Raw genomic sequence first — 25,396 nt, forward strand, 5'->3', positions numbered from 1 at the left:
TTTTCCGTTGCCGTGGATTCGGCGGCCATAGTCTGCACGAAATCAAGTGCGTAAGCAAACCATCCGGCGGCCGTCCGAACCGGTGGAATGCACAACTGACGGCACGCCCGCGGTATTCCCGCGCCGCCCGGGGCGGGCGTGGCATCCTTGGGCGCAGGTCAAGGGCACGGAAGGGCTTCTCGCCATGCAGGAACTCAAGGTGATCGGGGTCGAGAGCGGCGCCCTCATCGCGGCCTCCGACGACGGCGCGCGATTCCGGATCGAGATCGACGAGGTGCTGCAGTCCCGCATCCGCAAGGCGGTGCCGGAGACGCGGTCCGGGCCGAAGCTCTCGCCGCGCGAGGTGCAGGCGCACATCCGCTCCGGACTCTCGGCCGAGGAGGTCGCCGAGCTCACGGGCGCGTCGGTCGACGACATCCGCCGCTTCGAGGGCCCGGTGATCGCGGAGCGCGAACACATGGTCACCTCGGCCCTGGCGGTCCCGGTGCACGTCCCGGAGAACGCCGACGCCGACGACGCCTCGTCGTTCGGGAGCATGGTCCGCGAGCGCCTGGCCCAGCTCGGCGCGCACGGCGAGCGATGGGCGAGCTGGAAGGACCAGGAACGCGGCTGGATGGTCAAGCTCGAGTTCACCGCCGACGGGATCGACCACGACGCCCGCTGGACCTTCGAACCCCGCAAGCAGGCCCTGCACCCGCAGAACACGGATGCGACGACGCTCTCGGCCCACGGCGAGGTGCGGGGCGGGATGATCCCGCGCCTGCGCGCCGTCTCCGCGACCGAGCAGGACGGCAGCCGCTTCGACAGCGGGGCGTTCACGTTCGACCCGACCGAGACCGCCGACCAGGACACGGCACCGCAGCCCGAGGTCGGGGCCGCTCGACCGGCGGCGACGACCATCACGAGTCCGGCGGTCGCACGTGCCGCCATCAAGCGCGCCGACGAGCCTGCACCGCCCGCCGGCGAGACCGCCGACCTCCTGGAGGCGCTGCGCCGTCGGCGGGGCGAACGAGAGGCCGCGCCGACGTCCGACCGACCTGCTCCCGAGCCGCTGCCGGCGCCCGCGGTCGAGGCCGACCCGGCGGTCGAGCCCGAGCACCGGGACGACGCGTCGGACCCGGATGAGCAGCAGCAGCGCGCCGGCGCCGCGGCCCGTGCCCTCTGGGGCGGTGCGAGCCAACCCGCGCGCTCGAAGAAGGGCCGCGCGGCCATGCCGAGCTGGGACGAGATCGTCTTCGGCGCCCGCAGCGACGACGACCTCGCCTGAGCACGATCGGCGCGACGCCGCCAGGTCGGAGACGCGAACTCGTCGACGTGCGCCGGCGGACCCCCGAGCGTGACCGCCCGGTCCGGCATCCGCGCCCGCTCCCGGGCGTTCCCTCGCCGACCGCCCGGTGCTAGCATTCGAACATACGTTCGAAGACTCGGAGGTCGGCATGCGGCAGACGATGGAACCGGTCGAGGTCTGGACCGACGCCGCAGGACTCCCCGAGCGACTGGTGTGGCGGGCGAGACGCTACCGCGTCGACGACACGCCGACGCCGCTGGTCGGCCCGGCCGACTGGTGGCTGCCGTTCGCCGGCGAGACGCCGGCGCCCGGCCGGGTGCCGCTCGCGATCAGCGGATGGCGCTTCCAGGCCTCGGGCGGCGACGGCGAGTCGCACGTGTTCGATGTCGGGCACGACGGCACGCACTGGCACGTGCTCCGGGTCTTCGACTGAACGGGCAGCTTCGGGGATCGCGGCGGGCGGACCGAGCCGCTCAGGCCGACTTCTCGGCCCGACGAGGCTTCGACGGCACGATGGTCGGGGCGGCGTTGTCGATGACCGTCTCCTTGGTGACGACCACGCGGGCGACCCCGGTCGTCGAGGGCACCTCGAACATGATCGGCCCGAGCACCTCCTCGAGGATGGCCCGGAGACCGCGCGCGCCCGTCTGACGGAGGACGGCGAGGTCGGCGATCGCCTCGAGCGCCGCGTGCTCGAAGTCGAGCTGCACCCCGTCGAGCTCGAACATCCGCTGGTACTGCTTGACGAGCGCGTTCTTCGGCTCCGTCAGGATCTCCATGAGGGCGTCGCGGTCGAGCGGCGTGACGGTCGCGACGACGGGGAGCCGGCCGATGAACTCGGGGATCAGGCCGAACTTGTGGAGATCCTCCGGGAGGACCTCGCCGAAGAGCTCCGCCTCGTCCTGCTTGGAGTGCAGCGGGGCACCGAAGCCGATGCCGCGCTTGCCGGAACGCGACGAGATGATCTCCTCCAGCCCGGCGAACGCTCCGGCCACGATGAAGAGCACGTTGGTCGTGTCGATCTGGATGAACTCCTGGTGCGGGTGCTTGCGCCCGCCCTGGGGCGGCACCGACGCGACCGTGCCCTCGAGGATCTTCAGGAGGGCCTGCTGCACGCCCTCGCCGGACACGTCGCGCGTGATGGAGGGGTTCTCCGCCTTGCGCGCGATCTTGTCGACCTCGTCGATGTAGATGATGCCGGTCTCGGCGCGCTTGACGTCGTAGTCGGCGGCCTGGATCAGCTTCAGGAGGATGTTCTCGACGTCCTCGCCCACGTAGCCGGCCTCGGTGAGGGCCGTGGCGTCCGCCACCGCGAAGGGCACGTTCAACTGCTTCGCGAGCGTCTGGGCGAGGTAGGTCTTCCCGCAGCCGGTCGGGCCGATGAGCAGGATGTTCGACTTCGCGATCTCGACGTCGTCGTGCGCACGGTCGGCCGAGGTCAGCGCCGCGCGGGCGCGGACCCGCTTGTAGTGGTTGTACACGGCGACGGCCAGGGCGCGCTTGGCGGCATCCTGGCCGATCACGTACTCCTCGAGGAACGAGAAGATCTCCTTCGGCTTCGGCAGCTCGAACTCGCCGGCCTCGGTCTCGCCCGCCTCGGCGAGTCGCTCCTCGATGATCTCGTTGCAGAGCTCGACGCACTCGTCGCAGATGTACACGCCCGGGCCGGCGATGAGCTGCTGGACCTGCTTCTGGCTCTTCCCGCAGAAGGAGCACTTCAACAGGTCAGCACTCTCGCCGATGCGTGCCATCGCTTCCTCCCTCGCGCAAGGTCTGTACCGAGCCTAGCCCGACGTTCGCCGCGTGTGGCCGATCCGCCACGGTTTGGCGGAAACGACACGAACGAGGGGCGGGTGCGCCATCCGCGCCCGCCCCTCGTTCCGCGCCCGCGCTATCGGCTGAGCGCCGGAAGGGTCTTCCGCGACGACAGGACCTGGTCGATCAGCCCGTACTCGCGGGCCTCCTCGGCGGAGAGGATCTTGTCGCGGTCGATGTCCGCGTTGACCTCGTCCTGGCTGCGGTTGGAGTGCTTCGACAGCGTCTCCTCCAGCCAGGTGCGCATGCGCAGGATCTCGGCTGCCTGGATCTCGATGTCGGATGCCTGGCCGTGTCCCGCCTCGCCCATGGCGGGCTGGTGGATGAGGACGCGGGCGTTCGGCAGCGCGAGGCGACGGCCCGGCGTGCCGGCCGCGGCGATCACCGCGGCGGCCGAGGCGGCCTGGCCGAGCACGACGGTCTGGATCTGCGGACGGATGTACTGCATCGTGTCGTAGATCGCCGTCATCGCGGTGAACGAGCCGCCGGGCGAGTTGATGTACATCATGATGTCGCGGTCGGGGTCCATCGACTCGAGGACCAGCAGCTGGGCCATGATGTCGTCGGCCGACGCGTCGTCGACCTGCACGCCGAGGAAGATGATGCGGTCCTCGAAGAGCTTCGCGTAGGGGTCCTGGCGCTTGTAGCCGTAGGCCGTGCGCTCCTCGAAGCTCGGCAGGATGTAGCGCGAGCCCGGGGCCTGCCGGCCACCCGAGAAGGCGGTGCCGCCGAAGGCGGGGATGTTCATGCTCACTGTCTCTCTCTTCCTACGCAGCCTGGTCGGTCCCGCCGCCGCCCGAGACATCGAGCGCCGACTCGCGGATGTGGTCGACGAAGCCGTACTCGAGGGCCTCCTGCGCGTTGAACCAGCGGTCGCGGTCGCCGTCGGCGTTGATCTGCTCGACGGACTTGCCGGTCTGCGCCGCCGTGATCTCGGCGAGCCGCTTCTTCATGTCGAGGATCAGCTGGGCCTGGGTCTGGATGTCGCTCGCGGTGCCGCCGAAGCCGCCGTGCGGCTGGTGCAGCAGGACGCGGGCGTTCGGGGTGATGTAGCGCTTGCCCTTGGTGCCCGCGGTCAGGAGCAGCTGGCCCATCGAGGCCGCCATGCCGATGCCGACCGTGACGATGTCGTTCGGGACGAACTGCATGGTGTCGTAGATGGCCATGCCCGCCGTGATCGAGCCGCCGGGCGAGTTGATGTAGAGGTAGATGTCCTTCTTCGGGTCCTCGGCGGCGAGGAGCAGCAGCTTCGCGGCGATCTCGTTCGCGTTGTCGTCGCGCACCTCGGAGCCGAGCCAGATGATGCGGTCCTTCAACAGTCGATCGAACACACTGGGCTGCAGTGTCGGTTCGGCCATGGATATCGCTCCGTTTCGTTGCGTTCGTTGTGTCGAATCTATCCGGTGCAACGTTCGCGAACCGGGCTGTTCGCCGTCGGCGGAGGAGCCGCCGCGCGGGGTGCGTCAGGCGCCGCCCGCGGCGTCGTGCTCCTCCGGCGCGACGAGTTGCCGGGCGTAGGCGCCGACGGCGCGACGGTACTGCGTGAGGTGCGGAGCGAGTGCCATCAGGGCGACGGCCGCGGCGGCATCCGCCTCGCCCGCCGACGCGAGCGCGAGCGCTCGGAACGCCGCCACCGCATCGGCGAGGTCGCCGGCGTCGAGCGCGACCTCGTCGAGGAGCGCGAGCGACTCGGCGGGGCGCCCGAGGTTGCGGATCGTCGACGCGAGCTGGATGTGCGCCTCGACGCGGGCCCGCCCGGACAGCCCGAGCTCGAGCGCGCGGCGGTAGCGCGGTTCGGCCTCGGCCTCGAGTCCCGCCGAGTCCCGGGCTCCGGCCGACTCGAAGGGACCGCGCGGATCGTCGTCCGGCAGCTCGGCGGCGAGGGCGTCGATCGCGGCGATGACCGCTCGCTCCCCCAGTTCCGGTGCGGCGGCCCAGACCGCATCGACGCGCTCCTGCCAGTCGTCCATGACCCCTCCTGCCCGGACCGGACGGTCCGGAGACGGCGGACGGGGCCGGGCGATACCGCCCGGCCCCGTCTGCACGGCGTGTTCCGATTACTCGGCGTCGGCCTTCTTCGTGGTGCGCTTGCGCGCCGGCTTCTTCTCGGCGGGCGCCTCCTCGGCGGCGGCGTCCTCGGCCGGGGCCTCCTCGGCGGCGGCCTTCTTGGTCGCACGCTTGCGCGCCGGCTTCTCCTCGGCGGGCGCCTCGTCGGCGGGAGCCTCCGCGGCGGCAGGCTCGGCGGCGTCGTCGGCCGACTCCTCGGCGACCGCGGTGAACTCGGAGAGGTCGACGGCGTTGCCGTCGGCATCGGCCACCTTCGCCTTGCCCAGCGCGATCGCGAGCGCCTTGTTGCGCGCGACCTCGCCTACCATGGCCGGGATCTGGCCGTTCTGGCTCAGGATCTGCACGAACTCGTTCGGATCCATGCCGTACTGCGCGGCGCCCTGCACGAGGTACTGCGTGAGCTCCTCCTGGCTGACCTGGACCTTCTCGGCCTCGGCGATCTTGTCGAGCACGATCTGGGTCTTGAAGGCCTTCGTGCTCGCCTCGGTGACCTCGGCGCGGTGCTCGTCGTCCTCGAGGCGCCCCTCGGACTCGAGGTGACGGTGCACCTCGTCCTCGATGACGCTGTCGGCGATCGGCACCTCGACGAGCTCGAGCAGCTTGTCGACGAGGAGGTCGCGGGCCTGCGTGCCCTGGCCGAACGACTTGTTCTTGGCGACCTGCTCCTTCAGGCTCGCGGTGAGCTCGTCGAGCGTGTCGAACTCGCTCGCGATCTGCGCGAAGTCGTCGTTCGCCTCGGGAAGCTCGCGCTCCTTCACGGCGCCGACGGTCACGGTGATCTCGGCGGTCTCGCCCTCGTGGTCGCCGCCGAGCAGCTTCGACGCGAACGTCGTCGTCTCGCCCGCCGTCAGGGAGTCGAGCGCCTCGTCGATGCCCTCGAGCAGCTCGCCGGAGCCGAGCTCGTACGAGACGCCGCTCGCGGTGTCGACCTCGGCGCCGTCGATGGTCGCGACGAGGTCGAGGGTGACGAAGTCACCGGTCTTCGCGGGGCGGTCGACCGTGATGAGCGTGCCGAAGCGGGTGCGCAGGCGGTCGAGCTCCTCGGCCACCTCGTCGTCCGAGACCTCGACCGAGTCGACGGTCACCTCGAGGCCCTCGTAGTCGGGCAGCTCGATCTCGGGACGCACGTCGACCTCGATCGAGAGGAGCAGGTCGCCCGAGAAGTCCTTCTCGTTCGGCCACTCGACGATGTCGGCCGAGGGACGGCCGAGCGGGCGCAGTTCGTGCTCGGTCACGGCGGCGCGGTAGAAGCCGTCGAGGCCCTCGTTCACCGCGTGCTCGAGGACGGCGGCCTTGCCGACGCGCTGGTCGATGACGGGAGCGGGCACCTTGCCCTTGCGGAAGCCGGGGACGTTGATCTGCTCGGCGATGTGCTCGTAGGCGTGGGCGATGCTGGGCTTGAGCTCCTCGGGCGTCACCGAGATGGTGAGCTTGGCGCGCGTCGGGCTCAGCTTCTCAACCGAAGTGGTCGGCATGGGGAAGATTCTCCTGTTTGGTGGAAGTACGTGGTCGAGCCGCTGCGACTCGTCGGGGCGACAGGATTCGAACCTGCGACCTCCCGCTCCCAAAGCGGGCGCTCTAGCCAAGCTGAGCTACGCCCCGAGTCGCCGGCTTGACTCGCCGGTCCGGCACGACGGCGCGCGGAAACACGTCGAAGCGCGGATGGACCCCCGAAAGTCTACTGCACGAGCCGTGGTTGGCCGTGGCCGGCCGGTTCGACCGTCCTGTCCGCGCCGGGCTGTGGACACCCCGGCTCGGGGTCGTCCCGGAGCCGCGGGGCCTCCGGGCCTGCCACAGTGTGCCCATGACCGCGCCGACGCACCCCGCCGACGACCTGCGCCGATGGCCCGGCGATCCCGCCCTCCTCATCGACACCACCCGCTGTCCGGCGTGCTTCGCCGCCCTGCACCGCCCGGCGTGCGACGTGTGCGGACTGCGGCTCGACGGTGCGGACGCAGCCGACCTGCTCGCCGCCGGCATGCGGGTGCATGACGCGGAGGTCGGGCGCCAGGCGGTGATCACGCGCATGCGCGCGGCGCAGGACGCGCTCGCCGCGGCCTCCGGCCCCGGGCCGACGGCGAGCGCGCGCGACGCGATCGATCCTCCGCCTCCGACCGGCGCGGACGGCGGGGTGACGCCGACCGCCGGACCGATCGCGCGGGAGCCACGGGGAGGTCCGCTCCCGGGCCCGGCGGTCGCGGCCTCCACGGCGGGCGCACCGCCGGCGACCGGCGCCGACGTGCCGATCGCCCCGACCGCACCCGCAGTCGCGCCCCCCGGTCGACGCCGCTCAGGCGTGCAGGTGTTCCTGCTCGTGCTCGGGGTCGTGCTGCTGTCGGTGGCCGCGATCGTGTTCCTCGTCGTGGCGTACGTCGTCGCCTCGTTCGAGGTGCGCTCGATCGTGGTGGCCGTCACGAGCGTGCTGGTCCTCGGCCTCTCCGCCCTCCTGCGGGTCCGGAACCTGCCGAGCACCGCCGAGGGCGTGTCGGCGGTCGGCGTCGTGCTGCTCCTGCTCGACGCGGGGATCGTCCGCGCCAACGACGTGTTCGGCGCCGCCGCCGTCGACGGCGCCGCGTACTGGGCCGCTGCGCTGCTCGCGACCGCGACGGTCCTCGCGCTCGGGGGCGTCGTGGGCGGCCTCCGCGTCCCGGCCGTGGCGGGCGCCGTGCTCGCGCCCATCGGCGTGTTCGTCGCCGCCGTCGCGATCGTCCCGGGCGACGACCCGTGGACCGCCGCCTGGCTCGGCGGACTGGCGGTGCTGCTGCTCGGCGCGGGCTCCCGGTTCGTCGCCGCCGCGCCGGAGCGGCTGGTCCTGCGCTGCATCGGATTCGCAGGCGGGACGATCGCCTCGGTCGCCGCCGTCAGGGCCCTCCCCGATCTCGGCGCCGGCTCGCTGTGGAGCTTCCTCGCCGTCGCGGCGGCGTGGACCACGATGCTCGTCGCGATGCCGGCGCCGAGCCCGTGGCGCACGCTGGCCTCGATCAGCGCGGGCCTGAGCCTGCCGCTCGGGCTCGCCCTGCAGGTCTCCGCCGACCTGCCGGCGAGCACGGCGGTGTGGGCGGCTCCGGTGATCACCGGCGGCGTCGCCGTCATGGCCGCGGCGTTCGCACGACGCGACTCGCTCCGGTCGGACGTCACGCCCGCGTTCTTCGGGGCGATGGCGGTCTGGCTCGGCGCGCTCCTGCCCGCGGTGGTCGTCGCGGTGGACGCCGCACTCGACGTGCAGTCCGTGCTCCTCCGCGTCTGGGAGCTGGACGCGGCCCTCCCGCGCACGACATCGTTCGGCGACGATGTCGCCGCCGCCGCGGTGGCCGGCATCGCCTCGGGCGCACTCGCGGCCTCCGCGATGGTGTTCGCCCGGCGGCGCGCCGCCGTGCTCGGATGGCTCGTCGCCGGCGCCTGGACCGGCGCAGCGCTCGCAGGGGCCGTGCTCGCCCCGACGCTGCTCGGGACCGCGCTCGTGCTCCTCGCGACCGCGGCCGCGGCGCTCGCGCTCGCGGCGACGCCGTCGCTGCGCGATGCGCGGGGCGTCACGGCGACGCTCGCGAGCGGCGGCATGCTGGCAGCGGCGCTCGCCTGGGGCGTCGCCCCCGTCTCGACGGCGCTCTGGTGGTGGATCGTGCCCGGAGTGCTGGGGCTCGCGGTGGCAGGTCGATTGCTCGCCCGTCGGGTCTGGCCCGATCGGCTCGCCGTCGCCGTCGGCGCGGCGCACCTGGCCGTCGCCGCGGTCGTCGGGTCGGTCGCCGCCTGGATGCTGCCCGGCTGGCTCGTGGCGTCCGGGCGTTCCCCCGCTCCACCGTGGGCCGACGCCGCGTTCGTCGCCGCACTGGTCTCCGCGCTCGCACTCGGCGCACTCGCGTCGGTGCCGAGGATGAGCCGGATCGATCGCGGTGTGCTCGGCCTCGCGGCCCTGATCGGCGGGGTGATCGCCGCATCGGCCGTCGCGGCGACGGGTTCGGTCACCTTCGGCTGGATCCCGGCGAGCGTGCTGGCCGTGGCGGCGATCGCCTGGTTGCGGCAGGAGCCCGAGCCCATGCGCCTCGCGGCCGCCGGTGCGACCCCGATCGCCCTCGGGCTGGCCGCGGTCTCCCTGGCCGGCGAGGTCGGCCCGGTCACGGTCGCGCTCGGCCTGGCGGTGGCGACCCTGCTCGCGTCGGCGCTCGGTCATGTCGTGCTTCCCCACGGTCGACCCCCGCGCGGGTGGTGGAGCGCGGCGACTGCGGTCGTCCTCGGCGCGACCCTGCTCGTCATGAGCCCGGGGAGTCTGGACCCCGAGGGCGGCTGGCTCGTCCTCCTCGTGCTCTCGCCCGTGCCGCTCGTGACGGCGTCCCTGTGGGGCGACCCGATCGCGGGCGACTCGTCCGCCAGGTATGCGTCGTGGGGTACTCCGGCGCTCGTCGTCGGCAGCGCGTGGGCCTGGATCGCGGAGCGGCCCGTCAACGCGGTCGAGTGGGTCACGCTGCCGCTCGCGACCGCACTCCTCGTCTCCGGCGCCGTCGTGGCGTGGCGACGACCCGCCGAACCGGGCACCCTCACGGGTCGCACCGCGGTGCTCGCCGCCGCGGCCGCGGTCGGCGTGCTGCCGAGCGTCGCGATGTCCGGCTCATCCGACCTCCGGACGCTGGTGCTGGTCGCGGTCGGCGCCGTCCTCGTGCTCGCGGGCTCCTTCGCTCCGGACCTGGTACGCGGCGTCCCCGTGCGCGCGGTCGCGGTCGCCACCGGATGGGTGGCCGCCACCGGTGCTGCGCTCGTGCGGGGGTCCGCCATCGGGGTCGGTGCGCCGGCGGAGCTCGGCGTCGAGTTCTGGCCGGTCGTCGCGCTCGCCATCGGCGCCACGGCGTCGGTGCTCTGGGTCCGCGACCGCGTCGAGCCCGAGCGAGCCGCCGAGGCCGCGCTCGCCGCGTCGATCGCCGCGGCATCGATCCCGACCGGGGTCGCCATCATCGAGGGTTCGGAGGCCCTCGTCCGCACCGTCGTCCTGCTGTGCCTGCTCGGGCTCGCGCACGTGACGGCGATCGCGAGCCGCATGCGACCGGTCGCCGGTCCGTGGCTTCGGTGGACGAGCATCGCGCTCGCCGCGACGATCGGCGCGGGGGCGCTGCTGCGCCCGCACGTCGAGCCGTTCGACGTCGTGACGGTGCCGATCGCCGCCGCCCTGATCTGCGCCGGTGCCGTGACGCTGCGACGGTCGCCCTCCGCTGGAAGCTGGGGCACGCTCGGAGTCGGACTCGCCGTCCTGCTCGTTCCCGCGCTGCTCGCCGACTGGGTCGACCCGACGCTCTGGCGGCTGGTCGCGCTCGGCCTCGCCGCGGTGGCGGCCGTGCTCGTGGGTGCGCGGCTCCGGCTGCAGGCCCCCTTCGTGATCGGGGGGTCCGTCCTGCTGGTGCACGCGGTCGCCCAGCTCTGGCCGTGGATCAGCCTGCTCTACCGCGCAGTCTGGTGGTGGCTCTGGCTCGGCATCGCGGGAGCCGCGCTCGTCGTGATCGCGGCGACCTACGAGCGCCAGCTGCGGCTGGCCCGAGGCGCCATCCACTCGGTCGCGTCGCTCCGCTAGGGCGTGGATCGGCGTCCCACGCCGGGACGCGCCCGCCACCCGCCATGCACGCGAGGGACCACTCTCACGTGTACGATGTTGCAGTGCCCGAGCGGGCGCTGGGGATGTAGCTCAATGGTAGAGCCTCAGTCTTCCAAACTGATGGTGCGGGTTCGATTCCCGTCATCCCCTCCATGTCATCCGGTCGATCCGGAACGTTCCCCGCCCCGGCGATCGGGCGCGACATCCGCCGCACCGACCCGCTTCGTCAGTCCGACGTGACCGTCGAGGGTGCCCGCGTCGGGACGAGGAAGTTCAACGCGAGGCCGAAGAGCAGGAAGAGCACGCCGACGCCCGCGGCGAAGAGGGCCACCCCGTACGACACGACCGACGTGAACAGCGATGCGCGCAGGAACGAGGCGGTCATGACGGTCTGTCGCGTCGGATCCTCGCGGTCGAGTTCGGCGTAGGTCGCGCCGTCGGAGGCCTCGAGCGCGTGGGTGTTGATGATGTCGGCCTGGACGAACGCGGAGATGGGGCCCGCGACCTGCTGGCCCTGCATCGCGGAGGCGTCCTCGGGGATCGTGATGTTCTCGGCGCGCAGCTGCGTCGAGACGCCGACCCACGCGACGATCCCGACGATGATCAGGAGGATCCCGCCGATGATGCCCAGCCAGGCGATGACGCGGATGGCTCGGCCCTGACCCCGGGTGAGGGCGACGGTGGCGGTGGAATCTGACATGGCGGGGTTCCCCTCGGTCGGTGCATCGGACACCTGCGACGCTACGAAACGGCCGCCGACCGGGACGGGGACCTTCGGCCCCTTCTCTCCGGGACGGCGGCGGCGACATCCGCCCTGTCAAGCCCCTGCGAGTCCGACGGGAATCCCGCGGCGCCCCCTGCGGTTGGTCGTAGCGTGGCACCCGTACGTCACGAGTGGAAGGGGATCAACCACATGACCGACTCGAAGACTTCCGCGAAGCCGACCGCCCCGATGAGCGGCGCCGACCCCGAGGTCGCCTCGGGCGTCTCCCAGTTCTTCACGCCCGTCGTGCACGAGCTCACCGCGCTCGCCGTGAACGGCAAGCAGGCGCACTGGAACGTGCGCGGTCGCGACTTCCTCGAGGTGCACGAGTTCCTCGACACGGTCGTCGACCACGCCCAGGAGTGGGCCGACCTCGCTGCGGAGCGGGTCGTGGCCCTCGGGCTGCCGATCGACGCGCGGCTCGCGACGATCGCCTCCGAGAGCGGCGCCGTGAACCCGGCCGCCGGGTTCAAGCAGTCCGACGAGACGATCGCCGACGTCGTCGCGCAGATCGACGTCGCGACCGAGAAGGTGAACGCGGCGATCTCGGGCCTCGAAGAGCTCGACCCCGCGAGCCAGGACGTCGCGATCGCGATCCGGCAGGGGCTCGACAAGGACCGCTGGTTCCTCGCGGCGCACGTCAGCGTGAAGTGACCTCGGCGGGCCGAGTCCCGCCTGCGCCGCGCCGTGAGGTGCGGCCGACCGGGCCCGGGTGCAGAATGCCGTCATGGCGGAAGCTCCCGGGCCCGAGCCGTCCCCGCTCGCCGACGATGCATCGGCGAGCGGCCTGACCGACGCGCAGCGCTCGCTCCGCGCGCAGATGCTCGCGACGGAGCACTGGAGCCTGCTCGCGTCGCGCAGCACCACGCAGAGCGAGGTGCTGACCCGCATCGCCATCTTCCTGACGCTCGTTTCGGCGGGCCTCGTGACGCTCGGCGTGCTGGGCAATGCGACGTCCTTCCGCGGGTGGTTCGGCATCGCCGCGCTCGGCGTCCTGCTGCTGCTGGCGCTGCTCGGCCTGATCACCCAGCGACGGGTGTTCAACGCGTCGCTGGACGACCTGATGTACGTGATCGCGATGAACCGGCTGCGCGGGGCGTACCTCGACCTCGACCCCGGTCTCGAGCCGTACCTGCTCTCCTCGGCGAACGACGACGAGCCGGGCATGCAGCGCACCTACTACGCGTTCGGCCGGCGACCCGGGCAGATCCTCGCCAGTTCCGCGATGGTCATCTCGGTGGTCGAGGCCGCCGTCATCGGGCTCTTCGCGGGAGGGACCACGCTCGCCCTCGGCGGTCCGGCCTGGGTGGCGGTGGTCATCGGCGCCGTCCTGGCGATCGGCTCGATGGTCCTGTGGTTCATCGAGGGGTACCGGACGTACGTGGACGTCTTCCGCGTGCACGCTCCGCTGCGCAGGACGACGGCGACCTGATCGCAGGCAGGGGCGGGTCGACGAGGGGTCGACGAGCTGTCGACGCTCGTCAGCGCCGCAGCCAGGCGAGCACCGCGAGCACCCGGCGATGGTCCGTGCCCGAGTCCTCGAGGCCGAGCTTCTGGAAGATCGAGGTGACGTTCTTCTCCACGGCGCCGACGCCGATGAACAGCTGGGCGGCGATGCCCGCGTTGGTGCGCCCCTCCGCCATCAGCTCGAGCACCTCCCGCTCGCGCGGGGTGAGGGACGCGAGCGGATCGCCGCGGCGAGCGAGCAGCTCGCGCACCACCTGCGGGTCGAGCACCGTGCCGCCGTCGTGTACGCGCAGCACGGCGTCCTGCAGGTCGTCGAGCGACGCGACGCGATCCTTCAGGAGGTAGCCCATGCCGCCGTCGGCGGACGAGAGCAGCTCCTGCGCGTACGTGCCCTCGACGTACTGGCTCAGCAGGAGCACCCCGAGCGCGGGCCGTCGATGTCGCAGCTCGATGGCCGCACGCACGCCCTCGTCGCGGAACGTCGGCGGCATGCGGACGTCGAGCACCGCGACGTCCGGCGCCGCACGATCGAGGTCCGCGAGCAGGGCCTCGGCGTCGCCGTAGGCGCCGACGGTCTCGAAGCCGGCTTCGTCGAACAGCCGGACGAGGCCCTCACGGAGCAGCATCGAGTCCTCGGCGAGCACGACGCGGACGGCAGCGGGACGGTCGATCATCGAGGCCAACCCTAGCGAGCGCCCGCCGGGTCGATCGGGCCGCTCCCCGCGGGCGACTCCGTCGACGGCGCACCATCCCCCGGCGCGGCGATCGCGCCGTATGCGTCCGTGACGGTCGGCGACGGCCGCGCCGGCACGTACGGGAAGTGGGCGCCGATCACGGTCGGCCCGCCGACGGGGCTGTCGATGATCAGCACCCCTCCGAGGCCGCGGACCCGCTCGTCGAGTCCGTCGAGCCCGTGCGCCGGGACGGCGACCGCTCCCCCCCGTCCGTTGTCGGTGACCCAGAGGTCGAGCCAGTGACCCGTGGCTCCCGTGTCGCGCGTGGCGAGCCGGAGGCGGACGGCGCTCGCGCCCGAGTGCTTGACGGCATTGGTCAGCAGCTCGGCGGCGATGAAGTAGGCGTTCCGCTCGATCGCCGCGGGCAGGGCGGCATCCGTCGGCAGCAGGAGCTCGAGCGAGACCGGCACCGGACTGCGACCGGCCAGCGACTCCAGGGCGCTCGCGAGCCCGCGGTCCTGGAGCAGCGGCGGGGCGAACCCCCGCGAGAGGGCGCGCAGCTCGTCCAGCGTGTCCCGCGCCTGGTCGCGCGCTTCGCCGAGCAGTTCGCGTGCGGCGTCCGGGTCGGCCTCCAGCTTGCGCTCGATCGCCGCGAGATCCATCTGCAGGCGCACGAGCCGCTGCTGCGGGCCGTCGTGGATGTCGCGCTCGAGGCGTCGCAGCGCGGTGTCCTCGGCCTGCACGGCGGCGCCGCGCGATGCGGCGAGCTGCTCGACCTGGCGCTCGAGCGCCTCCGATCGCCACGCGCCCAGCATGCCGCGCCCGATCGCCCCGTGGAGCCGCGTGAAGCCCGTCGTCACATACGGGAGAGTGAGCAGGAACACGGCGCCGAGCAGGAACTGCGCGACCGCCTCGATCGCGAGCGGGTCGAGTGCGACGGCGGCGGAACCGCCCGGCCAGACCCGGTCGAGGACCCATTCGACCGGCCAGGTGTCCCCGGCCTGGTCGGGCAGGAACACGGCCCAGATCCAGAACGTCAGCCCACCGAGCGCGATCGAGATCCACACGATCGCGAAGGTCCAGCTCACGAGCGCGACGATCGGCGCCACGACCATGCCGTGCAGCAGGTACAGCCAGTAGTGGCCGTCGACGAATGGCGCGAAGAACGCGCGCCAGGGACCGTCGCCCGCGGGCCCCGCGGCATCCCATCGAGGACGACGGATGGACGGCCGCCCCGCCCACTCGAGGCGGACGAGCTCGAAGGTGCCGAAGCCGCGCGCGGTGTAGAGCGCGGCCGCGATGATCACGATGCCGACGACGATCACGAGCAGGCTCGCGCCCGTCGAGAAGAGCGTCACGAGCGTGACGAACGCGACGAGTGCGACCGGGAATCCCAGGAGGAGGTACCCGAGTTCGCGGGGCACGTCCGCCCACAGCCCGCCGTACCCGCGACGGCGTGCGCGGGTGACTCCGTCGGCGGCCCCTTCGCTCGCCCGGGCGGCTCGCGTCGGCTCGCCGGCGGTGACGCGAGCGGCCGGGTGCGGATCGGTACTGGTGGTCATGGTCGTGGGTCCTCCCGGTCATCGTCGCACGACGCCTCGGCTCGGGCGACGGGACGCATCGGCTCCGCGGTCGCCGAGGCAGGCCGCCGGATCGTGGCTCGAGCCTCTCGCACCGGGTCGGCGGCCCCCAGCCGACCGCCACCCGGATGGGTACGGGGGTTGGCCCCCGTCACGGCGGGCGCCGTCCGGATCCGATCGGTCGGATCAGAGGGCGCGGTGCGTGACCCGGCCGGCGAGGACGGTGAGCGCCACGGGCATCCGCCGGAGTTCGCCGACCGACGCGACGAGCGGATCGGATTCGATCACGGCGAGGTCGGCGGTCATGCCCTCCCGCACCACGGCTCCCGCGCCGTCGGTCGACGCGGCGAGCGCGAGCCCGGCGTCGATGGACTGCTCGGGGTGCCACGGTGCGCGGTCGTCGCGCGTGCGACCGACTGCGGCGGCGATCGCGACCCACGGGTCGAGCGGGGCGACGGGCGCGTCGGATCCGAGCGCGAGCTCGACGCCGGCGGCGGCGAGCTCGCGCAGCATGAACGCGCGGTCGGTGCGGCCGGCCCAGTACAGGTCGGCGACGTCGCGGTCGTCCATCGCATGCTCGGGCTGCACGCTCGCGACGACCCCGAGCCCCGCGAAGCGGCGGACGTCCTCGCGGCGGAGCAGCTGCGCATGCTCGATCGAGGCGCGCCCGGACCATCCCCGCGGGCGCACCGCGGCGAGCGCGTCCAGCGCGTCCTCGTTCGCACGGTCGCCGATCGCGTGCACGGCCGGGTCGAGACCGATCCGCTCGGCGTGCCGCAGGTGCGCGACGAGCTCGTCGAAGGGCACGTTCACGACGCCCGTGGGGTGGGCGTCGGCCCCGAGACCGGGGTAGGCGTCGACGCACCACGCCGTGCGGGTGTTGAGCGACCCGTCGGTGATGACCTTGTACGGCCCGACCCGCACGAGCCCGTGCGTGCCCTCGACCGGGTCGCCGCTCCGCAGGCCCGCGGCCGCGGCCCGGTCGAGGTCGCGCGTGTACACGCCGAACCGCACGCGCAGGGCATCGGCCCCGCGGGCCGCGCGACGCGCCCAGTCGTCGCGGTTCCAGCGCATCTCGAGGTCGACGACGCCGACGACGCCGCGGGCCGCCGCCCGCCGGGACGCCTCGTCGACCCACGTGTCGAGCACGTCGTCGGGGAGGTCGTCGAGCTCGCGCACGAGCCGGAAGCAGTCGTCCTCGCGGAGCACGCCCGACTCCCCCGCGGCGTCGAGCGCGCCGTGGCGGCGGGCGGCGGCGCGGTTGACCCAGCAGGCGTGCAGGTCGGCCGCGACGAGCACGACGGGCACGTCGCCGGACACCGCATCGAGCCCGTCGAGCGTCGGCGCATCCGGCCACAGCCCGTCGCGGTAGCCGAAGCCGACCACCTCCCGCTCCCCCCGGGCGACGGCCGACGCGACGAGCGCGACCACCTCGGCGGCCGAGCCGGCGCCGCCGACGTCGAGGCGGCGCGAGACCATCGCCCACTGCGAGAGGTGCACGTGACGGTCCCACAGTCCGGGCACGATCCAGCGCCCGCCGAGCTCGATGCGATCGTGGCCGCGGTCGGCGCACGCGGCTCCGGCCGGGGCCACCCGCCGGACGACGCCGTCGACGACGTGGACGTCGACCGGCGCTGCCGCGCCGGGCAGGCGACCCCCGGCGAGCACCGTGGTGCCTGGGGCGCCGGAGCCGTGCGCAGCCGTCATGCCTGGTCGACCGGGCACCAGTACAGCTTCCGGGCGCCCATCTCCTCGAGCACGATGTTCGTCCCGCACACCCGGCACGGCAGCCCCTCGCGCTTGTACACCCAGTGCCGGTCCTCGCGGTTCGCCATGGCCTTCGCCCACTCCTCGCCCTCGAGGCCGTCCATCGTCATCATCTGGCCGGTCTCGACCCCGATGCGCAGCAGGCGCGACCAGTCGCGCCAGAGCTCGCGAACGGTCTCCTCGGGAACGAGCCGACCCGGCGTGTGGGGGTTCAGCCGGGCCCGGAACAGGAGCTCGGCGCGGTAGACGTTGCCGATGCCGGACACGACGTTCTGGTCCATCAGCAGGAGGCCGATCGGGGTCGGCTTGCGCCGCACGACGGTCGTGAACCGCTCCTCGGCCTCCGGGCCGTCCTCGAGCAGGGGGTCGGGACCGAGACGGGCCACGATCGCCTCGACCTGTGCAGGGTCGAGCACCTCGCACGCGGTGGGACCGCGCAGGTCGGCGACGACCGTGTCGGTGAGCAGGCGGACGCGGACCTGGCCGATCGGGTCGGGCGGGAAGGACTCGAGCCCGTCGCCCTCCTTCTCCGACTCCGACATCCGCAGCCGCGTTCGCCGCGGCGCGCCGATCGAGGTCAGCGAGTTCTCACCGGCGGAGTCGAACACGACCGCGTCCGGGTTCGGTCCGTCGAGGAAGGTGCCCTTCTGGTTCGTCTGCCCCATCCGCCCGTTCGCCGACGCGATCGTCGCGTCCATCAGGATGTCGCCCGCGAAGTCCCACGCGCCGTACATGCCGAGGTGCACGCGCAGCCAGCGGTCGCCCTCGAAGCCGAGGAACATCTGCTTGCCGACGGCGCGGGCATCGACCATCCGGCGCCCGTCGAGGTCGGCAGCGCCCTCGGCGAACCGTCCCTGCGGGCTCGAGGCGCGCACGGTGCGGCCGACGAAGTTGCGCTCGAACTGCCGGGTGATGCGGTGGACGGAGTGGCCCTCGGGCACGCGCTACTCCGCAGGCGCCTCGACGACGCGGCCCGTCGAGCCCTCGACGTCGACGCCCTTGCCCGCGATGTCGCCGGTGCGCTCGTACTCGGCGAGCTGGCCGATGCGGCGCACGTGGCGCTCGTCACCCGAGAACGGCTCGGCGATGAAGGCGTCGATGTAGCGGATCGCCTCCTCGACGGTGTGCTGGCGGGCGCCGATCGAGATGACGTTGGCGTCGTTGTGCTGGCGGGCGAGCAGGGCCGTGTCCATGCTCCACACCAGCGCGGCGCGGATGCCCTCGACCTTGTTCGCGGCGATCTGCTCGCCGTTGCCGGAGCCGCCGAACACGACGCCGAGGGTGCGGACGCCCGCGGCCTGGTCGCGGGCCACGGCGAGCGCGGCGTTGATGCAGAAGGCCGGGTAGTCGTCGACCGGGTCGTAGTCCGCAGGGCCGTGGTCGACGACCTCGTGGCCGCCGTTGACGAGGTGCGCCTGCAGCGTCCGGCTGAACTCGAGGCCGGCGTGATCGGTCGCGATGTGGATGCGCATGGGCCAAGTCTAGGGAGACGTCATCGACCTGCCGTCTCGGAGGCCGCGCGACTAGGCTGATCGGGTTGTGCCGCGCCACGAACGCCGGTGCGACGCTTCCGTTCGACGCAGATGGAGACCTGAGTGCCTGGAGAGAACCTCACCCGCATCGAGGCCGAGGAGCGCGCCGCGCTCGTCACGGTGCACGACTACGACGTCCGCCTGGACGTGACGACCGGTCCGGAGGTGTTCCGCTCCGAGACGACGGTCCGCTTCACGGCCCGGAAGGGCGCGTCGACCTTCATCGACGCGATCACCGCGGCCGTGCACTCGATCACGCTCAACGGTCGCGAGCTGGACCCGGCCGAGGTCAGCGACGGCGTGCGGATCCAGCTGCCCGACCTCGACGACGAGAACGAGCTCACGGTCGTCTCCGATGGCCGCTACATGCACACCGGCGAGGGCCTGCACCGCTTCGTGGACCCGGTCGACGACGAGGTGTACCTGTACACCCAGTTCGAGGTGCCCGACTCGCGCCGCATGTACGCGGTGTTCGAGCAGCCCGACCTGAAGGCCGCCTTCCGCTTCACCGTGACCGCGCCGGCGCACTGGCAGGTGGTGTCGAACTCGCCGACGCCCGACCCCGTCGACGCGCACGACGGCGCGAAGACGTGGGCGTTCGAGCCGACCCCGCGGATCTCGAGCTACATCACCGCGATGGTCGCCGGACCGTACGACGTCGTGCGGGACGAGCTCACGAGCGCCGACGGCCGCGTCATCCCGCTCGGGGTGTTCGCCCGGAAGAGCCTCTCGGAGTACCTCGACGCGGACTACGTGTTCGAGAAGACCAAGCAGGGCTTCGAGTACTTCGAGCGCAAGTTCGGCGTGCCCTACCCCTTCGCCAAGTACGACCAGCTCTTCGTGCCGGAGTACAACGCGGGCGCGATGGAGAACGCGGGCGCGGTCACCTTCACCGAGGTGTACGTGTTCCGCTCGAAGGTGACCGACGCCATCCGGGAGCGGCGCGTCGTGACGATCCTGCACGAGCTCGCCCACATGTGGTTCGGCGACCTGGTCACCATGAAGTGGTGGAACGACCTCTGGCTGAACGAGTCGTTCGCCGAATGGGCGTCGACGATCGCGACCGCCGAGGCGACCGAGTGGGAGGGCGCCTGGACGACCTTCAACGCGATGGAGAAGAGCTGGGCGTACCGCCAGGACCAGCTCCCCTCGACGCACCCGATCGTCGCGGAGATCCGCGACCTCGAGGACGTGCAGGTGAACTTCGACGGCATCACCTACGCCAAGGGCGGGTCGGTGCTGAAGCAGCTGGTCGCGTGGGTCGGGGTCGACGAGTTCTTCGCGGGCGTCTCCGCGTACTTCCGGAAGCACGCCTTCGGCAACACGACGCTCGCAGACCTGCTCGTCGAGCTCGAGGCCTCCAGCGGGCGAGACCTCTCGGACTGGGGCGCGCTCTGGCTCGAGACCGCGGGCGTGAACACCCTGCGACCCGAGATCGAGACCGACCACGACGGCCGGATCACCTCGTTCGCCGTGCTCCAGTCGGCCATCGAGGAGTACCCCACGCTGCGCCCGCACCGCCTCGCGATCGGCTTCTACAACCTCACCGGCGGCAAGCTCGTGCGCGACCACCGAGTGGAGCTCGACGTCGCGGGCGAGCGCACCGACGTGGCCGAAGTGGTCGGCCTCGACCGGCCCGACCTGGTGCTGCTGAACGACGAGGACCTGGCCTACGCCAAGATCCGCCTCGACGCCGCGTCGCACGGCGTGGCCCTCGCGAACCTCTCGGAGATCGAGGATCCCCTCGCGCGCGCCCTCGTCTGGAGCTCGGTGTGGGATGCCACGCGCGACGCCGAGACGCGGGCGAGCGACTACCTCGCGCTCGTCCTCGGCAACATCGCCAGCGAGACCGAGTCGACGACGCTGCGCATCGTGCTCGCCAACTCGGTGCTCGCCGCGAGCGCGTACACCGATCCGGCACGCCGCGCCGACGCGCTTCGCCGCCTCGCCGACGGCTTCTGGGAGCTGGCGAGCCAGGCCGCACCCGGCAGCGACGCGCAGTTCCAGTTCGTGAAGGCGTTCGCCTCGATCGCCGAGCACGGCTCGCGCCTGGAGGACCTGCAGGGCCTCTACGCGGGCGACGTCGCACTCGACGGGCTCGCCGTCGACACCGACCTGGGCTGGGAGCTGCTCATCGCGCTCGCCGCGGCCGGCCGGGCCGGCGACGACGACATCGACGCGCGCCTCGCCGAGGACGACACGGTCACCGGTCGCGAGGCCGCGGCCAAGGCACGTGCCGCGATCCCGACGGCCGCCGCCAAGGAGCGCGCGTGGGCGTCGATCGTCGACACCGACACCGCGACGAACTCGGTCGTGCGCGACACCGCTATCGGCTTCGTGCGCGCGGCCGACCCGGCGCTGCTCGAGGGCTACGTGGACCGCTACTTCGGCATGATCGGCCGCGTGTGGAGCGAGCGCAGCTTCATGATCGCCGAGAAGCTCGTGGAGGGCCTCTACCCGTCGACGCTCGCGAACCGCGCGCTCGCGGACGCGTCGCGCGCGTGGCTCGACGCGAACCCGGATGCGCCCGCGGCGCTGCGGCGGCTGGTGGTCGAGGCCCTCGCGGGCGTGGATCGCGCGCTGGCGGCGCAGGCCCGCGACGCCGAGGCCGCGTGATGTCGGGTCGCCCGGACCTCACGCGGGCGGAGGCCGAGGAGCGCGCTGCGCTCCTCGGCTCCCCCGCGTACGAGGTGACGCTCGACCTGACCGGCGGGGACGGCCGGTTCCGCTCGGACACCCTGGTGCGCTTCACCGCGACGCCGGGCGCCGCGACCTTCATCGAGGCGACGACCGCGGAGCTGCACGAGGTGGTCCTCAACGGCCGACCGCTCGAGGTGGCGTCCGTCTCCGACGGCTACCGCATCCGACTCGATGGCCTCGAGGCCGAGAACGAGCTGCTCGTGGTCTCGACCCGCGAGTACACCAACACCGGGGAGGGACTGCACCGCTTCGTCGACCCGGTCGACGGCGAGGCGTACCTGTACACGGAGTTCGCCGTCGCCGAGGCGAACCGCGTGTACGCCGTCTTCGACCAGCCCGACCTCAAGGCGTCGGTGCGGTTCACGATCACGGCGCCGGATCACTGGAGCGTGCTGAGCAACGCGCCGTCGCCCGAGCCGCACCCCGCGGCGTCCGGGACCGCGATGTGGGCCTTCGAGACCGGACCCGTGATCTCCAGCTACATCGTCGCGATCATCGCCGGGCCCTACGCGTCGTGGCGTTCGTCCGCGTCGAGCCGCGACGGGCGCGAGGTGCCGCTCGGGCTCTTCACCCGGGCGTCGCTCGCGCAGCACGCCGAACCCGATGTGATGTTCGAGCTCGTGCGCGACGGGCTGGCGTTCTACGAGGACGCCTTCGGGGTTCCCTACCCGTACGGCAAGTACGACCAGATCTTCGTACCCGAGTACAACTGGGGTGCGATGGAGAACGTCGGCGCGGTCACGTTCAACGAGGGGTACCTGTTCCGCTCTCGCGTGTCGGACGCCCGCCGCGAGCAGCGCGCCATCGTCGTGCTGCACGAGCTCAGCCACATGTGGTTCGGCAACTCGGTGACGATGCGCTGGTGGAACGACCTCTGGCTGAACGAGTCGTTCGCGACCTGGGCGTCGACCCTCGCGACCTCGCGCATCACGGAGTTCACCGACGTATGGGCGACGTTCGCGAGCGATGAGAAGACGCACGCCGCCGAGCAGGACCAGCTCCCCTCGACCCACCCGATCGTCGCCGTCATCGACGACATCGGCGACGTCGAGGTGAACTTCGACGCGATCACGTACGACAAGGGCGCCTCCGTGCTCAAGCAGCTCGTGGCGTGGGTCGGGCTCGAATCCTTCCAGCAGGGCGTCGGCGCCTACCTCGCGCGCCACGGCGGCGGCAACGCGACCCTCGCCGACCTCCTCGCGGAGCTCGAGACCGCGAGCGGCCGCGAGCTGGCCGACTGGTCGGCGGCGTGGCTCGAGACCGCGGGCGTGAACACCCTTCGCCTCGAGGTCGAGACGGATGACGCGGGCCTGATCACGGCGGCCCGGGTCGAGCAGTCGGCGGCGGCGTCCCATCCCACGCTGCGCCCGCACCGCGTCGCCATCGGGTCCTACGACGACGTCGAGGGCCGGCTCGAACGAGTGCACCGCGTCGAGCTCGACGTCCACGGCGCGCAGACCGAGGTGCCCGAGCTCATCGGCCGGCCCCGCCCCGCGCTGCTGCTCGTGAACGACGACGACCTCACCTACGCGAAGGTCCGACTCGACCGCGCGTCGTTCCGCACGGCCCGCGAGCGGCTGTCCGAGATCGCCGACCCGGTCGCACGCGCCGTCGTGCTCGGGTCGGCCTGGGACGCCGTGCGCGACGCGGAGCTGCCCGCGAGCGACTTCGTCCGGCTCGTCGTCTCGTGCATCGGACACGAGACGCAGTCCGCCGCGCGCGCGCTCGCGCTCGCCCGGCTCGAGCTCGCGACGAGCCGCTACCTCGCGGACCACCACCGCGACGTGCTCTCCGAGGAGGCGGCGGACGCGGTCTGGGCGCTCGCCGAGCTCGCACCGGAGGGCTCCGATGCGCAGCTGCAGTTCGTCAAGGCGTTCACCCGACTCGCCTGCGCGCCGGCCCACGCCGACGTGCTCGACGCGCTGCGCACCGGTGACGCGCGCCTGCCCGGGCTCGACGTCGACCTCGACCTCCGTTGGGAGATCACGATCGCGCGCGCCGCGCTGGGTGCGGCATCCGCCGACGAGATCGACGAGGCGCTCGCCGCCGACGACACGGCCAAGGGCCGCCAGCTCGCCGAGACCGCGCGAGCCGCGCGACCCGACCAGGCGTCGAAGGACGCCGCGTGGCGGCGCGTGGCGACCGACCCGACGCTGTCGAACGACCTCGCGCGGGCCATCGCCGACGGATGGCAGCGGACCGTGGACCCGGCGCTGCTCGCCGGTACCGCCGAGGACTACCTGGGCCTGCTCGAGCGGGTCTGGGCGGAGCGGAGCTTCACGATGGCGTCGCTCATCGTGCGTCGGCTCTTCCCGGCCCCGGTCGTGGACCCGGAGCTCGCGTCCCACGTGCGCGGCTGGCTCGAGGCGCACCATGAGCCGGCGCCGCTGCACCGGCTCGTGGCCGAGCAGCTCAGCGAACTCGATCGAGCGCTCGCCGCACGCGATCGCGACGCGACGACCGCCTGACCGCGGACGATCCCGCCGAGGCCCGTCGCTCGCTCCTCCCGGAAGCGGCGGCGGGCCTCGGGCCGTCCACCCGCCCAGCACGCGCCCGGGCGGGCGCGGATACACTTCGATCATCATGCGACCGTTCGACGAGCCCGACCCCGAGCAGGTCGACATCTCGGTCCAGTTCGACGTGTTCTGGCAGACCTGGTACGGGCAGGTGCTCGGCAACGTGATCCAGGTCGCGATCATCGTGCTGGTGGCGCTCATCGTGCGGTGGATCCTCCACGTGGTAATCCGCCGGACGGTCAACCAGGTCGTCACGGGCGTCAAGCGCAAGCAGTCGGTGACCGACACGCAGGCGTTGAACGCCGCCTCTCCGCTCGCCGCGGTGCGCGTCGTGCAGCGCACTCGCACGCTCGGGTCGGTGCTCACGAACATCGTGAACGTGACGATCGCGATCGTCGTCGTCCTGCTGGTCGTGCAGGTGCTCGCTCCCGACATCCTGGGCTCGTTCACGCTGCTCTCGGCCGCGATCGGCGCCGGCCTCGGCTTCGGTGCGCAGAACATCGTGAAGGATGCCCTGAACGGCATGTTCATGGTCGTCGAGGACCAGCTCGGCGTCGGCGACATCGTCGACCTCGGCCACGCGTCGGGCATCGTCGAGGAGGTCCGGATCCGGGTCACGAGCATCCGCGACGTCAACGGCACGCTGTGGTTCGTTCGCAACGGCGAGATCACGCGGGTCGGGAACATGTCGCAGGGATGGGCGCGGGTCATCGTCGACCTGGCGGTGCCCTACGACGCCGACATCGACGAGGTCGAGCAGCGGATGCTGGCGACCGCCACGGACCTGGCGGCGGCGGGCAGGTGGCGCTCCCGCATCCTCGAGAAGCCGGAGGTGTGGGGACTGGAGTCGGTCTCCGCCGATGCCATGGTGATCCGGATCGTCATGAAGGTGCGCACCTCCGCGAAGGACGACGTCGCCCGCGAGCTGCGCGTGCGGCTGAAGGCGACGACCGACGAGATGGGCCTCACGCTGCCGAGCCTGTCGAGCGTCGTGCTGTCTGGCTTCGACGGCGTGACCCGCGTCAAGGGCGCGAAGCCGCCGCGCACCGAGCCCAGTCCCGTGGTCCCGCAGCCGCCGAGCAAGCGCCTGCTGCGCGCCATGCGCGCCGCGCGGACCGTCACCGGCACCGGCAGCGTGCCGACCGTCGGCGGCGCCGGCGCGACCGCGAGCGCCGGCACCGCGACGGCGACCGCGCCAGGCGAGCGCACCGACGTCGAGACCGAGAACCCGGAGGACACCCCGTGACCCTGCCCGACAGCCTGCCCTCGCCGAGCTTCTACGAGCAGGTCGGCGGGCACGACACCTTCGCGCGCCTCGTCCACGAGTTCTATCGCGGCGTCGCGGGCGACCCGGTGCTGAAGCCGATGTACCCCGAGGAGGACCTCGGGCCGGCCGAGGAGCGCCTGCTGATGTTCCTCGAGCAGTACTGGGGCGGCCCCACCACGTACGGCGAGCAGCGCGGCCATCCGCGCCTGCGCATGCGCCACCTGCCGTTCAAGGTCAACCCCGACGCCCGGGACCGCTGGCTGGCGCACATGCGCGCGGCGGTCGACACGCTCGACCTCCCGCCCGTGCTCGAGACCACCCTGTGGGACTATCTCCAGCGAGCGGCGTTCGCGATGGTGAACACGTTCGAGGACTGACCCGCCCC

At 72.4% G+C, this 25,396-nt stretch carries 20 protein-coding genes and 2 tRNA genes; 10 read left to right on the forward strand and 12 right to left on the reverse strand.

Annotation, left to right across the window (positions count from 1 at the left end):
- Window positions 1-184: 184 nt before the first annotated feature.
- Window positions 185-1,267, forward strand: coding sequence for a septation protein SepH (gene sepH / locus ABME01_RS10500; protein ID WP_353828352.1), 1,083 nt, complete (start codon window positions 185-187; stop codon window positions 1,265-1,267).
- A 169-nt stretch (window positions 1,268-1,436) separates the two neighbouring features.
- Window positions 1,437-1,721: a hypothetical protein gene (locus ABME01_RS10505; RefSeq protein ID WP_353828353.1), complete on the forward strand. Its 285-nt coding sequence runs from the start codon at window positions 1,437-1,439 to the stop codon at window positions 1,719-1,721.
- A 40-nt stretch (window positions 1,722-1,761) separates the two neighbouring features.
- Here ABME01_RS10505 and clpX read toward each other — a convergent pair whose 3' ends face one another.
- The 6 genes from clpX to ABME01_RS10535 form a co-directional block, all read right to left on the reverse strand.
- Window positions 1,762-3,039 carry an ATP-dependent Clp protease ATP-binding subunit ClpX gene (gene clpX / locus ABME01_RS10510; protein WP_353828354.1) on the reverse strand — a complete coding sequence of 426 codons (1,278 nt, stop codon included), beginning with the start codon at window positions 3,037-3,039 and terminating at the stop codon, window positions 1,762-1,764.
- 140 nt (window positions 3,040-3,179) lie between these two features.
- Window positions 3,180-3,851, reverse strand: coding sequence for an ATP-dependent Clp protease proteolytic subunit (locus ABME01_RS10515; RefSeq protein ID WP_353828355.1), 672 nt, complete (start codon window positions 3,849-3,851; stop codon window positions 3,180-3,182).
- Between the two features lie 19 nt (window positions 3,852-3,870).
- On the reverse strand, window positions 3,871-4,461 hold the full coding sequence (locus tag ABME01_RS10520; protein WP_344369172.1) for an ATP-dependent Clp protease proteolytic subunit: 591 nt from the start codon (window positions 4,459-4,461) through the stop codon (window positions 3,871-3,873).
- A gap of 105 nt (window positions 4,462-4,566) precedes the next feature.
- On the reverse strand, window positions 4,567-5,073 hold the full coding sequence (locus ABME01_RS10525) for a tetratricopeptide repeat protein (protein WP_353828356.1): 507 nt from the start codon (window positions 5,071-5,073) through the stop codon (window positions 4,567-4,569).
- A gap of 87 nt (window positions 5,074-5,160) precedes the next feature.
- Window positions 5,161-6,645 carry a trigger factor gene (gene tig, locus ABME01_RS10530; RefSeq protein WP_353828357.1) on the reverse strand — a complete coding sequence of 495 codons (1,485 nt, stop codon included), beginning with the start codon at window positions 6,643-6,645 and terminating at the stop codon, window positions 5,161-5,163.
- Window positions 6,646-6,697: 52 nt separating this feature from the next.
- Window positions 6,698-6,772 (reverse strand) — tRNA-Pro (locus tag ABME01_RS10535).
- 202 nt (window positions 6,773-6,974) lie between these two features.
- On the opposite strand from ABME01_RS10535, the gene ABME01_RS10540 reads away from it, so the two are divergent.
- Both ABME01_RS10540 and ABME01_RS10545 read left to right on the forward strand, forming a co-directional pair.
- The gene (locus ABME01_RS10540; RefSeq protein WP_353828358.1) at window positions 6,975-10,724 is read left to right on the forward strand and encodes an SCO7613 C-terminal domain-containing membrane protein; all 3,750 of its coding nucleotides are present in this window, start codon (window positions 6,975-6,977) and stop codon (window positions 10,722-10,724) included.
- Between the two features lie 100 nt (window positions 10,725-10,824).
- Window positions 10,825-10,898: transfer RNA gene (locus tag ABME01_RS10545), tRNA-Gly, on the forward strand.
- A 73-nt stretch (window positions 10,899-10,971) separates the two neighbouring features.
- On the opposite strand, the gene ABME01_RS10550 is transcribed toward ABME01_RS10545, so the two are convergent.
- On the reverse strand, window positions 10,972-11,445 hold the full coding sequence (locus ABME01_RS10550; protein WP_353828359.1) for an aromatic ring-opening dioxygenase LigA: 474 nt from the start codon (window positions 11,443-11,445) through the stop codon (window positions 10,972-10,974).
- Window positions 11,446-11,658: 213 nt separating this feature from the next.
- On the opposite strand from ABME01_RS10550, the gene ABME01_RS10555 reads away from it, so the two are divergent.
- Entirely contained in the window at window positions 11,659-12,162 is a 504-nt protein-coding gene (locus ABME01_RS10555; RefSeq protein WP_353828360.1) for a Dps family protein, read from the forward strand.
- A 73-nt stretch (window positions 12,163-12,235) separates the two neighbouring features.
- Window positions 12,236-12,940 carry a hypothetical protein gene (locus tag ABME01_RS10560; protein WP_353828361.1) on the forward strand — a complete coding sequence of 235 codons (705 nt, stop codon included), beginning with the start codon at window positions 12,236-12,238 and terminating at the stop codon, window positions 12,938-12,940.
- Window positions 12,941-12,989: 49 nt separating this feature from the next.
- On the opposite strand, the gene ABME01_RS10565 is transcribed toward ABME01_RS10560, so the two are convergent.
- From ABME01_RS10565 to ABME01_RS10585, 5 genes are all read right to left on the reverse strand, one after another.
- The gene (locus ABME01_RS10565) at window positions 12,990-13,649 is read right to left on the reverse strand and encodes a response regulator (RefSeq protein ID WP_353828362.1); all 660 of its coding nucleotides are present in this window, start codon (window positions 13,647-13,649) and stop codon (window positions 12,990-12,992) included.
- An 11-nt stretch (window positions 13,650-13,660) separates the two neighbouring features.
- The gene (locus ABME01_RS10570; protein ID WP_353828363.1) at window positions 13,661-15,211 is read right to left on the reverse strand and encodes a sensor histidine kinase; all 1,551 of its coding nucleotides are present in this window, start codon (window positions 15,209-15,211) and stop codon (window positions 13,661-13,663) included.
- 204 nt (window positions 15,212-15,415) lie between these two features.
- Window positions 15,416-16,954, reverse strand: coding sequence for an amidohydrolase (locus tag ABME01_RS10575; RefSeq protein ID WP_353828364.1), 1,539 nt, complete (start codon window positions 16,952-16,954; stop codon window positions 15,416-15,418).
- Window positions 16,933-17,937, reverse strand: a complete 1,005-nt coding sequence (locus tag ABME01_RS10580) for an Fpg/Nei family DNA glycosylase (RefSeq protein ID WP_353828365.1) — start codon at window positions 17,935-17,937, stop codon at window positions 16,933-16,935. Before ABME01_RS10580 ends, ABME01_RS10575 begins: the two co-directional genes overlap by 22 nt.
- 3 nt (window positions 17,938-17,940) lie before the next feature.
- Complete coding sequence (locus ABME01_RS10585; RefSeq protein ID WP_353828366.1) at window positions 17,941-18,468, reverse strand: ribose-5-phosphate isomerase; 528 nt, start codon at window positions 18,466-18,468, stop codon at window positions 17,941-17,943.
- A 123-nt stretch (window positions 18,469-18,591) separates the two neighbouring features.
- Here ABME01_RS10585 and pepN (ABME01_RS10590) point away from each other — a divergent pair, with 123 nt between their 5' ends.
- The 4 genes from pepN (ABME01_RS10590) to ABME01_RS10605 all read left to right on the forward strand — a co-directional run bounded on the left by pepN (ABME01_RS10590) (window position 18,592) and on the right by ABME01_RS10605 (window position 25,388).
- Window positions 18,592-21,144 (forward strand): aminopeptidase N, encoded by a 2,553-nt coding sequence (gene pepN, locus ABME01_RS10590; RefSeq protein WP_353828367.1) that lies wholly within the window; start codon window positions 18,592-18,594, stop codon window positions 21,142-21,144.
- On the forward strand, window positions 21,144-23,696 hold the full coding sequence (gene pepN, locus ABME01_RS10595) for an aminopeptidase N (protein ID WP_353828368.1): 2,553 nt from the start codon (window positions 21,144-21,146) through the stop codon (window positions 23,694-23,696). Before pepN (ABME01_RS10590) ends, pepN (ABME01_RS10595) begins: the two co-directional genes overlap by 1 nt.
- A gap of 115 nt (window positions 23,697-23,811) precedes the next feature.
- The gene (locus tag ABME01_RS10600; protein WP_353828369.1) at window positions 23,812-24,990 is read left to right on the forward strand and encodes a mechanosensitive ion channel family protein; all 1,179 of its coding nucleotides are present in this window, start codon (window positions 23,812-23,814) and stop codon (window positions 24,988-24,990) included.
- Between the two features lie 14 nt (window positions 24,991-25,004).
- Window positions 25,005-25,388, forward strand: coding sequence for a globin (locus ABME01_RS10605; RefSeq protein ID WP_353828412.1), 384 nt, complete (start codon window positions 25,005-25,007; stop codon window positions 25,386-25,388).
- Window positions 25,389-25,396: the final 8 nt, after the last annotated feature.

The organism is Agromyces litoreus, from assembly GCF_040496015.1.
GTDB lineage: Bacteria > Actinomycetota > Actinomycetes > Actinomycetales > Microbacteriaceae > Agromyces > Agromyces litoreus.

Excerpts from the sequence above, each read along its gene's own strand:
- ABME01_RS10515 (WP_353828355.1), bottom strand. The coding sequence starts at position 3,851 with ATGAACATCCCCGCCTTCGGCGGCACCGCCTTCTCGGGTGGCCGGCAG.
- pepN (WP_353828368.1), top strand. The coding sequence starts at position 21,144 with ATGTCGGGTCGCCCGGACCTCACGCGGGCGGAGGCCGAGGAGCGCGCT.
- ABME01_RS10585 (WP_353828366.1), bottom strand. The coding sequence starts at position 18,468 with ATGCGCATCCACATCGCGACCGATCACGCCGGCCTCGAGTTCAGCCGG.
- ABME01_RS10505 (WP_353828353.1), top strand. The coding sequence starts at position 1,437 with ATGCGGCAGACGATGGAACCGGTCGAGGTCTGGACCGACGCCGCAGGA.
- clpX (WP_353828354.1), bottom strand. The coding sequence starts at position 3,039 with ATGGCACGCATCGGCGAGAGTGCTGACCTGTTGAAGTGCTCCTTCTGC.
- ABME01_RS10570 (WP_353828363.1), bottom strand. The coding sequence starts at position 15,211 with ATGACCACCAGTACCGATCCGCACCCGGCCGCTCGCGTCACCGCCGGC.
- ABME01_RS10550 (WP_353828359.1), bottom strand. The coding sequence starts at position 11,445 with ATGTCAGATTCCACCGCCACCGTCGCCCTCACCCGGGGTCAGGGCCGA.
- sepH (WP_353828352.1), top strand. The coding sequence starts at position 185 with ATGCAGGAACTCAAGGTGATCGGGGTCGAGAGCGGCGCCCTCATCGCG.
- ABME01_RS10560 (WP_353828361.1), top strand. The coding sequence starts at position 12,236 with ATGGCGGAAGCTCCCGGGCCCGAGCCGTCCCCGCTCGCCGACGATGCA.
- ABME01_RS10565 (WP_353828362.1), bottom strand. The coding sequence starts at position 13,649 with ATGATCGACCGTCCCGCTGCCGTCCGCGTCGTGCTCGCCGAGGACTCG.
- ABME01_RS10525 (WP_353828356.1), bottom strand. The coding sequence starts at position 5,073 with ATGGACGACTGGCAGGAGCGCGTCGATGCGGTCTGGGCCGCCGCACCG.
- ABME01_RS10520 (WP_344369172.1), bottom strand. The coding sequence starts at position 4,461 with ATGGCCGAACCGACACTGCAGCCCAGTGTGTTCGATCGACTGTTGAAG.
- ABME01_RS10600 (WP_353828369.1), top strand. The coding sequence starts at position 23,812 with ATGCGACCGTTCGACGAGCCCGACCCCGAGCAGGTCGACATCTCGGTC.
- ABME01_RS10540 (WP_353828358.1), top strand. The coding sequence starts at position 6,975 with ATGACCGCGCCGACGCACCCCGCCGACGACCTGCGCCGATGGCCCGGC.
- tig (WP_353828357.1), bottom strand. The coding sequence starts at position 6,645 with ATGCCGACCACTTCGGTTGAGAAGCTGAGCCCGACGCGCGCCAAGCTC.
- ABME01_RS10555 (WP_353828360.1), top strand. The coding sequence starts at position 11,659 with ATGACCGACTCGAAGACTTCCGCGAAGCCGACCGCCCCGATGAGCGGC.